This is a genomic window from Nonomuraea sp. NPDC048826, from assembly GCF_043198225.1.
GTDB lineage: Bacteria > Actinomycetota > Actinomycetes > Streptosporangiales > Streptosporangiaceae > Nonomuraea.
Map to the genome: position 1 here is coordinate 632,910 of NZ_JBICUQ010000005.1, position 11,626 is coordinate 644,535.

The following is an 11,626-nucleotide window of genomic DNA, read 5'->3' on the forward strand; positions in this document are numbered from 1 at the left end:
CAACGTTGCGCTTTCATGAACGGACGGGTCAGGGATGGTTGCGCGCTATGAACGCATCGCCGGCGACCTGCGCCACGGGATCCTCTCCGGGGCGCATCCGGTCGGGGCGCAGCTTCCGTCGGAGTCCGAGCTGGCCGCGCGGTACGGCGCCGCCAGGGGGACGGTCCGGCAGGCGGTCGCGGTGCTCGCCGCCGAGGGCCTGGTCGGATCGCGGCAGGGGGCCCGGCGCATCGTGCTGGGCAACGCGCGCAGCCAGAGCTTCGCCGAGCTGCACAGCTTCGCCCAGTGGGCACGGGCCAACGGCTACCGCTACGGCGGCCGGGTGATCGCCCAGCGCCGGCGCGCGCCCACCCCGGCCGAGGCGGGCCGGCTCGGCCCCGGCGAGGTGCTCGACGTGCTGCGGGTGCGCACCCTGGAGGACGAGCCGGTGCTGCTGGAACGGACCGCGTACGCGGAGTGGATCGCCGGCGCGGTCGAGGAACTGCCGCCCGGCTGCGAGTCCGTGACCGACGCGCTGTACGAGTCGGCCGGGCTGGTCTTCGCGTACGGGGAGCATCTCATCGACGCGGTGCCCGCGAGCGCGCAGGACGCCCGCCTGCTCGGGGTCCGGCGCGGCAGCCCGCTGCTGCGCCAGCGACGTGTGACCACCACGCACGAGGGCAGGCCGGTGGAGTGCTCCGACGACCGCTATCGAGCGGGCAGCGTGGCCTTCAGCATCCGCAACTCGATCGGGGCGAACCCGCTCATCCGGCACGCGGGCGACTTGCACTTCGGCGCTTGAGAACATATGTTCGATACATAGCGCCCGTCTTCCCCCGGGTGGCTCAGCATAGGCACCAGAGCCGCGGGGAGAAGCGTCTTGAGCAGACTCTATGGCGATCCGATAGAGGTGTGGACCAGAGACGGGGAGCCGACCCAGTTCGTCTGGCGTGACCGGCTCTATCTCGTCCGCCGGGTGCTCGACCACTGGGTGGTGGCCCGCGAATGGTGGAAGATCAGCGAGACCGACCCCGGTGAACGCCGGTTCTGGCGGGTCGAGGCCAGCCCGGGGCGCGAGGCCGGCACGTACGAGCTGAGGTTCGACACCGCCAGCGGCGGCTGGCTGCTCCTGCGGGCGTGGGATTGATGGCGGGCGTCCTGGCGGGGCCGTTCCCGCACCTCAACGTGAGTTCCGCCTACTCGATGCGGTACGGCACCGCGTTCCCCAAGGCGCTGGCCGAGCGGGCCTTCGAGCACGGGATGGACATCCTGGCGCTGACCGACCGCGACGGGCTGTACGGGGCGGTCAAGCACGCGCAGGCGTGCGCGGACACCGGGATCGCGCCGGTGTTCGGCGTCAACCTGGCACTCGCCGACCCGGAACCCGGCCCGGGCCCCCGCCGGACCGGGCCCGGCAGATCCGGTGCGTCCGAGGCGGGTCGGTCCGGGGGCGGTTTGTCCGGCGCCGGATGGCCAAGGGGTGGCTGGGCCGGTGCCGGTTTGTCCGGGGGCGGGCCTGAGGCCCGGCCCCGGACCGGGCCAGGCGCGCAGGACCGGGTGACCGTGCTGGCGCGCTCGCGCGGCTGGTCCAGGCTGGCGCGGCTGGTCACGGCCGCCCACTACGCGGGCGAGCGCGGCGAGCCCCGCATCACCCGCGAACTGGTCGCCGAGTGGGACGCCCCCGGCGACGGGGGGCTGGTGGCGCTGCTCGGCCCGCGCTCCGACGTCGGCCGCGCGGTGGCCGAGCGGCGCGACGACCACGCCAGGACGCTGCTCGGCCGGTGGCGCGACGCGCTGCCGGGGGTGACGATCGAGCTGGTCGACCAGTACGGGTTCCACGACGCCGCCACCGCGCTGCGGATGCTGGCGCTGGCCGAGTCGATGGACGTGCCCGCGGTGCTCACCAACGCCGTCCGCTACCTCGACCCGGCCGACCACCAGGTCGGCGACGTGCTCGACGCGGCCCGCCAGCTCGTCCCGCTGCACCCGCGCCACCTGGAACGCACCACCTCCCACGCCTATCTCAAGGGCGGCAAGGAGATGGCCCAGGTCGCCGCCAAGATCTGCGGCCACGACGAGGGCCGGATCGGCCGCCTGCTGCGCACCACCCGGCAGGTCGCCGAGGCGTGCGCGGCGGATCCGGTGCGGCTGCTCGCGCTCCGCCAGAGCCCGCCCGATCTCCACCTGCCGGAGATCGGCCGCGACCCGGTGCCGCTGCTGCGCCACCGCGTCCAGGACGGGCTGGCCGAGCGCGGCCTGCGCCGCTCCCGCGAGGCCAGGGAACGGGCGGCGGCCGAGCTCGACATCATCGAGCGCAAGCGGCTGTCCGGCTACTTCATCGCGGTGGCCGGCATCACCGACATGATCCGGGAGATGGGGGTGCGCTGCGCCATCCGCGGGTCCGGCGCGGGCAGCCTGGTCAACTACCTCATCGGCATCGGCGAGGTGAACCCGATCGAGCACGGCCTGCTCATGGAGCGGTTCCTGTCGGAGGGGCGCATCGGGCTGCCCGACATCGACGTGGACGTGGAGTCCGCGCGCCGTCTCGACTGCTACAAGGCGATCTTCGACCGGTACGGGGAGTCGCGGGTGGCGTGCGTGTCCATGATGGAGACCTACCGGGCGCGCAGCGCCATCCGCGACGTGGCGGGCGCGATGGGGCTGCCGCCGCACGAGATCGACGCCATCGCCAAGGCGTTCCCGCACGTCCGGGCCAGGCAGATCACCGCGTCCCTGCACGACCTGCCGGAGCTGCGCGAGAGCCGGCTCGGCGAGGCCGGGCTGGAACGGGTGTTCCGGCTGGCGGAGAAGCTCGACGGGCTCCCCAGGCACATCGCGCTGCACCCGTGCGGGGTGCTGGTCGGCAACGCCGGGCTGCACGACCGCACCCCGGTCGAGCGCAGCCTGCTGGAGTTCCCCATGTCGCAGTTCGACAAGGACGACGTGGAGGAGGCGGGCCTGCTCAAGCTGGACGTGCTCGGGGTGCGGATGCAGTCGGCGCTCGCGTACGCGCTCGGCGAGATCAAGCGGGTCGACGGCGTCACGGTCGAGCTCGACGCCCAGAGCGGCGACGACCCGGACGTGGTCCACGTCCCGCACGACGACCGGGAGACGTACGACATGATCTGCGCCGGCCGGACGCTCGGCTGCTTCCAGATCGAGTCGCCCGGCCAGCGCGAGCTGGTCGCCAAGCTGGAGCCGCGCACCATGCACGACCTGATCGTGGACATCTCGCTGTTCCGGCCCGGGCCGGTCAACTCCGACATGGTGACGCCCTATCTGGAGACCAGGCACGGCTGGCGGCGGCCCTACTACCCGCACGAGCGGCTGCGCGAGGCGCTGAAGGAGACGCACGGCGTGGTCGTCTTCCACGAGCAGGTGCTGCGGATCATCGAGGTGATGACGGGCCGCGACCTGTCGTTCGCCGAGATGCTCCGCCGCACGCTCGGCACGCCCGAGGGCCGGGAGCGGGTGCGCAACCACTTCGTGCCGCTGGCCAGGGCCAACGGGTTCGCCGACGAGGAGGTGGAGCGGGCCTGGAAGGTGCTGGACGCGTTCGGCGGGTTCGGCTTCTGCAAGGCGCACGCCGCGGCGTTCGCGCTGCCCACCTACCAGTCGGCGTGGCTCAAGCGGCACCACGCGGCCGCGTTCTTCGCCGGGGTGCTCACCCACGAGCCCGGCATGTACCCGCCCCGGGTGATCATCGACGAGGCGCGGCAGTGCGGGGTGCGGATCCTCCCGCTCGACATCAACAAGTCGGGCAAGGACTGGCGGGTCGAACGGCTCGGCCCGCGGGTGCGGGTCCGCGTCGACCCGGCCCGGCTGGAGGGCGCCGACCGGCCCCGGCGCGGCGAGTTCAAGGCCGCGGAGATCGGCGAGGGGTACGCGCTGCGGGTGCCGTTCTCGGCCGTCAAGGGGGTGAGCGAGGCCGAGGTGGAGCGCATGGTGGCGGGCCGGCCGTACACCTCGCTCGCCGACTTCTGGGACCGGGCCCGCCCGTCCCGGCCCACGATGGAGCGGATCGTGCAGGTCGGCGGGCTGGACGCGGTGCACGGGCTGCGGCCCGGCGCCGGGGAGCGGTGGCGGCCCGGCGAGCTGACCAGGCGCGACCTGATCGCCCAGGTCGGCACGCTGGAGCGGGCCTCGTCGATCGGCGTACGGACGGGGCCGCGCCGCGGCAGGCGGTACGCGCCCGCGCAGCCGGCGGAGAGCCGGCGGCCGGCCGCGGCGCAGCTGCCTCTCGGCTTCACCGAGCACGTCATCCCCGGCGAACTGCCGGAGATGACCGAGTCGGAGATGGTCGAGGCCGAGCTGGAGATCCTCGGCATGGACATCAGCCGGCACGTGATCAGCTTCCACGACGAGCTGCTCGACGCGCTCGGCGTGACCCGCGCCCAGGACCTGCTCCGGCCGCGCAACGGGGCCGAGGTGCTGGTGGCCGGGGTCAAGGTGGCCACCCAGACGCCCGCCATCCGCTCCGGTCAGCGCATCATCTTCGCCACCCTGGACGACTCGACCGGGCCGGTCGACCTGACCTTCTTCGAGTCGGTGCAGGGGCGGTGCGCGGCCACCGTGTTCGGGTCGTGGCTGCTGCTGGCCCGGGGCGCGGTCCGCCGCACCGGGGCCCGCGCGGTCTCGATCCGCGCCCTCGACTGCTGGAACCTCGCCGACCTGGACACGCTGTGGCGGACCCGCGGCCTGGACGCCGTCCGCGCCGAGCTCGACCGGCCGGCCGCGGACCAGGGTCCGGTGGGCGGGCGCGCCATCGAGTACGCCAACGGCTTCCGGCTCTCGCCCTACGCCGACCTGGGCGCGGCGATCACCACGCCGCCCGGCCGCCTCTGGCACGCCAGTCCGGGCAGCTCCGGCCCCACCGCCGCATGATCAGGCCGCGGGGTCCAGGCGGGTGGCCCGGGCGACGGAGACGGAGGGCTTGGCGGCCCGGGAGGCGGGCGAGGACCGCAGGGCGGTGATCCGGCGGACCGTGGCCGCGCAGAGGCCGGCCGACAGGGTCAGGCAGGTGAGCTCCAGGACGCCCAGGCCGGTGAGGCCGCCCGCGTCGAAGGAGGGGACGACGGTGAACACCGTCAGCGTCGTCAGCAGGCTCAGCCACCAGCCCGTCACCAGGGCCATGCGGCTTCGCCGGCCCTCCTCGGGCGGGCCGGCCGCCTGCCAGGTCTCGTACACCAGCACCGCGGGCGCGATCAGGTTGACGCCGGGGATGAGCCAGGCGGCGGCGACCGCGCTCCGGGCGGTGGCCGGGGCGACGCGTCGGCGGACGCGCACCAGCCAGGTGGTGTGGGCGGCCGCGGCGGCGACCGTGGTGGCCAGGGTGAGCAGCAGCAGCACCGCGAACGTGGTGGCCGCGCCGACCAGGGCTTCGGCGTCGGCGCCCGACGGACGCCCGCCGAACTCGGCCAGCTGGGCGGCGAGCTGTCTGCCGCGAACCTGTTCGAAGATCACCAGAGAGCCCAGAGCGAGGACCTGCGCGGCGAGCGTCACGTAGACGGCGTTGGCGGCCTTCGTGGGCGGTGCCTGGGCGTAGCGCACGGTGTTCTCCCCCGGGCCAGGTGCTGAGGTTCTGATTCACTTGTATCCCGGAGGCTGACTCGCTAATCAGCTCACGACGCCCGATTCCCAAGCCCACGCGGCGATCTCCACCCGGTTCCGGGTGCCGAGCTTGGCGAAGATGCTCCCGAGGTGCGTCTTGACGGTCGACAGCGACACGAACAGCTCGGCCGCCACCTCCTGGTTGGTGCGTCCCCTGGCCACCAGCCGCACCACGTCCAGCTCGCGCTCCGTCAGCGGCTCGGGCAGCGGCGCGGGGGAGCGCCTGGGCTGGGACAGGTGCCGGAGCAGCCGCACCGTCACCGACGGCGACACCAGCGACTCGCCTTCGGCCGCCGCCTTGACCGCCTCCACCAGCAGCGTCGGCCCGCTGTCCTTGAGCAGGAACCCGGTCGCGCCCGCCCGCAGCGCACCGTACACGTACTCGTCCAGGTCGAAGGTGGTGACGATGACCACCCGCATCGGGTTCTCGACGCCCGGCCCGGCCAGCGCCCGGGTCGCCTCCAGGCCGTCGAGCCTGGGCATCCGGATGTCGAGCAGGCACACGTCCGGCCGCAGCCGCCTGGCCTCGGCGACCGCCTCGGCGCCGTCGGCGACGGCGGCCACCACTTCCATGTCCGGCTGAGCGTCCAGAATCATCTGGAACCCGGTACGCACCAGTTGCTGGTCGTCGGCGATGAGAACCCGAATTGTCACGCCCCAGACTCTAGGGTCAACCGAACGGCCGATGCGGACCGTACCCATGGCCGATCCGCCGGCCGGGTCCGTCGCGGCAGGCTCGGTGCCATGAACGACGTGCTTGTGGGGCGTGCCCTGGCCAAACGGTTCGGGCAGACGGTGGCGCTGGACGGGGTGGACCTCGCGGTGGCCGCCGCGGAGGCGGTGGCGATCATGGGGCCGAGCGGCTCCGGCAAGTCCACCCTGTTGCACTGCCTGGCGGGGATCATGAAGCCGGACGCGGGCGAGGTGCACCTGCTCGGTCAGCGCATCGACGACCTGGGCGAGCGGAAGCGCAGCGCGCTGCGCCGCACCCGGTTCGGGTTCGTGTTCCAGTTCGGCCAGCTCCTGCCGGAGCTGCCGGCCGAGGAGAACGTGGCGCTCCCGCTGATGCTCGGCGGCGTCGCCCGTCAGGAGGCGGTGCGGACCGCGCGACAGTGGTTCGGGCCGCTCGGGCTGGCCGGCATGGAGACCAGGCGGCCGGGCGAGCTGTCCGGCGGGCAGGCGCAGCGGGTGGCCATCGCCAGGGCGCTGGTGACCAAGCCGGCCGTGGTGTTCGCGGACGAGCCCACCGGGGCGCTCGACCAGACGACCGGGCACGACACGATGCGGCTGCTGGTGGAGGCCACCAAGCACAACGGCGCGTCCCTGATCGTGGTCACCCACGACCCGGGCGTGGCGGGCTGGTGCGACCGCACGGTCGAGGTCCGCGACGGCAGGCTGCTGGCGGGCGGGGTGCCGGCGTGAACCTCGACCTGACGTGGCGGCTGCTCAAGGGCGGCGGCCGCCGCGGCCTGCTCGGCACCTGGCTGACGCTGGGGGCGGTCGCGGTGGCCACGGCGCTGCTGCTGTTCGCGGTGACGGCCAACTTCGCCTTCCAGGCCAGGGGCGACCGGGACGCTTGGCGCAACCCGGTGGCCGCCGACGACGCGGCCACGGCCGTGCAGGCGGCCCGGTTCGACTACGTACGGGACCGGCAGTTCACGGTCGTGGACCTGGCGGCGCTGCCCGGGAAGGCGCCAGGGCCGCCGCCCGGGCTGGACCGGTTCCCCGCGCCGGGTGAGACGTGGCTGTCGCCGGCGCTGGCCGAGCTGGCGGAGGCGCTGCCCGCGGACCAGTTCGCGGCGCGCTTCCCCGCCGTGCGCGGGTTGCTCGGCGAGGAGGCGCTGGCCTACCCCGGGGAACTGGTGGCCGTGGTCGGGCACCGGCCGGACGCGCCCGTCATGACAGCCGAGCGCAGCGACGACTGGATCGCCGGCCGGCCGCCCACCCGCGTCGCGGACTTCACCGGCAGGGTGTCGGAGGACGCGCAGGCGTACCAGGTGCTGGCGCTGATCGCGAGCGTGCTCATGGTGGTGCCGCTGCTGGTGTTCGGCGGGGCCGCGGCCCGGCTCACGGTGGCCAGGCGCGACCAGCGGCTGGCCGCGCTGCGGCTGGTGGGCGCGACCCCCGGGCAGGTCGTCGGGATGACGGTGGCCGAGGCGGTCATCGTGGCGTTCGCCGGCGCGGTCGCCGGGACGGCGGCGTACGCGGTGGCGGTGCCGCTGCTGGCGCGCATCGAGATCGGCGGCGGGCCGTGGTACGTCGCCCACCTGTGGCCGGGCCCGCTGGTGCTGGCCGGCGCGCTGGTGGTGGTGCCGCTGCTGGTCGGGCTGTCGGCGGTGGTCGGGCTGCGGCGGGTGGTGGTCAGCCCGCTGGGCGTGGCCCGGCGTCAGACGCCGCCCGGCATGCGGGTGCTGCGCGTGCTGGTGCTGCTGGCGGTGCTGGCCGCGTTCCCGCTGCTGGGGCTGGAGACGAGCGTGACGGTCGTCGCGGTGGCGATCGCGCTGGTGCTGCTCTCGCTCAACCTGGCCGGGCCGTGGGTGGTCGGGATCATCGGGCGGATCGCCGCCGCCTTCGCCAGGACGCCCGCTCTGCTGCTGGCCGGGCGCAGGCTCGTGGACGATCCGCGCGCGGCCTGGCGGACGGTCAGCGGGGTCGCGCTCACCGGGTTCGTCGCCGGGTTCCTCGGGATGCTCAGCCCGGGGGTGTTCGACACCGGGGCGTCCCACGAGACGTTCCGGCTCGCCGTGCCGGAGGGACGGCCCGCGGCGGTCGCCGAGCAGGCCAGGGAACGGATGCGGGACGCCGGGCTCACCGCCCGGGTGTCGCACGAGAAGAAGATCGTCACCGTGACGGTGACCGGCGACGCCGACCCGCCCGCCACCCTCGACCGGGCGCGGACCGCGCTGAGCGGGCTGGTTCCCGGCCGGACGCCGACCAACGAGGCCGACGACCAGCGGTTCGGGTTCCAGCTGCTGGCCGACGTCCGGGTGGGCACGGTGGTCGTGCTGTCGGTGTCGTTCCTGGTGGCCATCGCCGGGGCGGGGATCACCGCGGCCTCGTCGGTGCTGGACCGGCGTCAGACGTACGCGCTGCTGCGGCTGGCCGGAACCCCGCTGGGCGTGCTGGATCGGGCCCGGCGGGCGGAGACGCTGATCCCGCTCACCGTGATGGGCGGCGGCACGATCGCGGCCGGGATGTTCTGCGCCCTCCCGTTCATGATCGGCGAGCCGGACGTGAGTGGCGCGGTCATGCTGGGCGTCTGCGTGGCGCTGGGCTTCGCGGGCGTGCTCGGCGCGGGCGCGCTGAGCAGGCCGCTGCTGGTGGCGGTCACCACCGACCCGTCACCGCGCCCCGACTGACCCGGCCGGGGGGATCCTGGTGTCGGTTCGCTATCCACGCAGGACGGTGACCTGGCGGCCGGACGGCGTGGTCGCCTGATCGAAGCAGCCGCGCTCCTTCCACGGCGGGGCCTCCGGCCTCCGATCGAAGATCACCAGCACGCCGGTGGTGAGGCTGAGCCGGTCGAGGTACTCGTCGAGCTGGGCGAGGCCCTCGGACAGCGGGTCGTCCTTGCCCGCCCGCCACACCTTCAGCTCCATCGCCTCGCGCTGTTCCAGCTGTTCGCCGTCGGGGCCGGGGTAGGGCCAGCGGACCAGCACGTCCAGGCGTTTGGTCCCGGCCGCGTACTCCGGGTCGAGGTAGCCGCCACCGTTGACCAGCCGGTGCAGGAAGGCCATGAGGATGATCTGGCAGGCGGCCTCGTGATAGCCCTCCTGCTGGATGATCACCTCGCCGTGCTCGCGCCAGAACAGGACGAACTCCCGGAGCAGCCGCTCCAGGTCGAACCGGCCGTCCCGCATGACGAAGCTGCGCGGATCGGCCCTGACCAGCCGCGCCGTGCGGTCGCCCAGCACCCGGAGCAGGACTTCGCGATAGATGGGGTTGGCGATCTCCAGATCCATGGTCCCGCGAATGAGGCCCAGGTCGTGGACGTAGGAGACATCGTCGTCAATGCTGCCGTCCATACTCGGCACCGTGCCGGCCACGATCGGTTCGATCACTCGTCTGACCCGGGGCTCGTGCAGCCGCTCGGCCAGGGAGTCCAGGTGGACGGCGCGTGCTCGGATCAGCCGCTCCTTGGCCGTCTCCACCTGGGCGGCGGTGACGGCATCGGTCACCCCCATCTCGAAGGTGATCTCGTGGGCCAGGGCGTTGACCAGCCACGGCTGGCCCTGGGTCAGCTCGAAGGCCCGGTCGACCGCGTCCTTGGTGAACTCCTGGCCGGTCGCCTCGGTGTGCTGACCGTACAGCTCGCCGATCTGGTCGGCGGTGAAGTCACCCAGGCGCAGCGACTTGGTGACGATGTTGAACGGGCTGGTGGGATTGCACCGGCCCGGATCGGCGCCCACGGCGGTCTTGTAATCGCGCACATCACGCAGCCCGCACAAGATCACGGAGGTGGGGAACGGATGCCCGTCGGGCCGGGCGTTGTGGCCGTCGCGGAGCTGGCAGAGGAAGCTGACCAGGCTGTCGCCCTGCAGCGCGTCGATCTCGTCGAAGAACAGCACCAGCCGGCGCGGGATGCGGCGGCACCACGCACTGAGCGCCGCGCTGATCTGGCTGCCCGGGGTGGCCTGTGGCCAGGGATCCGGCGGCAGCAGCTTCTTCGGCCATCCCGACCGTTCGGCGGCCTCGCGAATGGCATCCAGCAGCATCGACTCCCCGGCCGCGTAGTCGTCACCGGCCACCTTGGCCCGCTCGCAGGAGAACGCCAGGGCCGCGATGTCCCCCTCGGCCGTCAACTCGGATGCCAGCGTACGCAGGCCCGTGGTCTTGCCGGTCTGCCGGGGCGCGTGGACCACGAAGTAGCGGTCCATGTCGATCAGAGTCCGAGCCTCGGGGAGCCTCGGCGTGGGCGGGATCATGTAGTGGAGCCGGGGGTCGCAGGGGCCTGCGGTATTGAAGGATTTCGCTCGGGGTGCGCGCATGGTCACATGCTGTCACTGCTCCGGTCGCTGCGTATGAGATTACGCCGTCAGTCGAGGACCAGGTCGCGGATCGTGCGCAGGGACGGCTCGTCGCGCGGGCCCATGACCAGCAGTGACGTGACCGGCGACTTGTGCCACGGCTCCAGGCGTTCCTTGATCCGGCCGGGCGGACCGACCAGCGAGATGCCGTCGGCCAGCTCGTCGGGAATGGCGCGGAACGCCTCGTCCTTGCGTCCGGCCAGGTAGAGCGCCTGGATGTGCTCGGCCGCCTCGGCGTAGCCCATCCGGCCGATGATGTCGGCGTGGAAGTTGCGGTGCCGGGCCCCCATGCCGCCGATGTACAGGGTGAGCATCATCTTGACCCCGTCGAGGGCGGCCCGCACGTCGTCGGAGATGGTCACCATGACCATGGCCGCGATGTCGAAGTCCGGGTCGCGCGTGGCGAGCGCGTCGCCGTACATCTCCTCGATCTTGGAGGGGAAGGCGAAGAGCGGAAGCCAGCCCTGGCCGATCTCGGCGGCCAGGGCGACGTTCTTCGGGCCCTCGGCGCCCAGGTAGACGGGGATGTCGGCGCGTAACGGGTGGGTGATGAGCTTGAGCGGCTTGCCCAGGCCACCGGGCAGGGGGAGCGGGTAGTGCGGGCCGTCGCTGGTCACGGGCTCCTCGCGGCGCCACACCTTGCGCATGATCTCGACGTACTCGCGGGTACGGGCCAGCGGCCTGGCGAACGGCTGGCCGTACCAGCCCTCGACCACCTGCGGACCGGAGGCGCCCACGCCGAGCAGTAACCGGCCGCCCGTCAGGTGGTCGAGCGTCATGGCGGTCATGGCGGTGGTGACCGGCGGGCGGGCGGAGAGCTGGGCGACGGAGGTGCCCAGCTTGATCCGTGACGTGCGCGCGCCGTACCAGGCCAGCGGGGTGAACACGTCGGTGCCGTACGCCTCCGCGGTCCACACCGAGTCGTAGCCGAGCCGTTCGGCGGCCAGCACCGACTCGGTCGCGTCGTCGGCGTGACGCTGCCAGTAGCCGACGTTCAGGCCCAGTTTCAT

General features: G+C 73.2%; 9 protein-coding genes. 5 read left to right on the forward strand and 4 right to left on the reverse strand.

All coding sequences use genetic code 11. From position 1 onward, the window contains the following. Positions 1-34: 34 nt before the first annotated feature. The 3 genes from ACGFI7_RS21250 (at position 35) to ACGFI7_RS21260 (ending at position 4,863) form a co-directional block, all read left to right on the forward strand. Entirely contained in the window at positions 35-781 is a 747-nt protein-coding gene (locus tag ACGFI7_RS21250; RefSeq protein ID WP_393406885.1) for a GntR family transcriptional regulator, read from the forward strand. Between the two features lie 78 nt (positions 782-859). After that, complete coding sequence (locus ACGFI7_RS21255; RefSeq protein WP_393406888.1) at positions 860-1,126, forward strand: DUF6504 family protein; 267 nt, start codon at positions 860-862, stop codon at positions 1,124-1,126. Continuing rightward, entirely contained in the window at positions 1,126-4,863 is a 3,738-nt protein-coding gene (locus tag ACGFI7_RS21260) for a DNA polymerase III subunit alpha (RefSeq protein ID WP_393407155.1), read from the forward strand. Before ACGFI7_RS21255 ends, ACGFI7_RS21260 begins: the two co-directional genes overlap by 1 nt. Here the strand turns inward: ACGFI7_RS21260 and ACGFI7_RS21265 are convergent, their stop codons facing one another. After that, the gene (locus ACGFI7_RS21265; RefSeq protein ID WP_393406890.1) at positions 4,864-5,529 is read right to left on the reverse strand and encodes a DUF4328 domain-containing protein; all 666 of its coding nucleotides are present in this window, start codon (positions 5,527-5,529) and stop codon (positions 4,864-4,866) included. It abuts the gene before it with no gap. 66 nt (positions 5,530-5,595) lie between these two features. Beyond that, positions 5,596-6,243: a response regulator gene (locus ACGFI7_RS21270; protein WP_393406892.1), complete on the reverse strand. Its 648-nt coding sequence runs from the start codon at positions 6,241-6,243 to the stop codon at positions 5,596-5,598. Between the two features lie 90 nt (positions 6,244-6,333). Here ACGFI7_RS21270 and ACGFI7_RS21275 point away from each other — a divergent pair, with 90 nt between their 5' ends. Continuing rightward, entirely contained in the window at positions 6,334-7,011 is a 678-nt protein-coding gene (locus ACGFI7_RS21275; protein ID WP_393406895.1) for an ABC transporter ATP-binding protein, read from the forward strand. Further along, positions 7,008-8,948: an FtsX-like permease family protein gene (locus ACGFI7_RS21280; protein WP_393406897.1), complete on the forward strand. Its 1,941-nt coding sequence runs from the start codon at positions 7,008-7,010 to the stop codon at positions 8,946-8,948. The genes ACGFI7_RS21275 and ACGFI7_RS21280 overlap by 4 nt, the downstream gene beginning before the upstream one ends. Positions 8,949-8,978: 30 nt before the next feature. Here ACGFI7_RS21280 and ACGFI7_RS21285 read toward each other — a convergent pair whose 3' ends face one another. After that, on the reverse strand, positions 8,979-10,466 hold the full coding sequence (locus ACGFI7_RS21285) for a hypothetical protein (RefSeq protein ID WP_393406899.1): 1,488 nt from the start codon (positions 10,464-10,466) through the stop codon (positions 8,979-8,981). A 158-nt stretch (positions 10,467-10,624) separates the two neighbouring features. Then, positions 10,625-11,626: an LLM class F420-dependent oxidoreductase gene (locus ACGFI7_RS21290; protein ID WP_393407158.1), complete on the reverse strand. Its 1,002-nt coding sequence runs from the start codon at positions 11,624-11,626 to the stop codon at positions 10,625-10,627.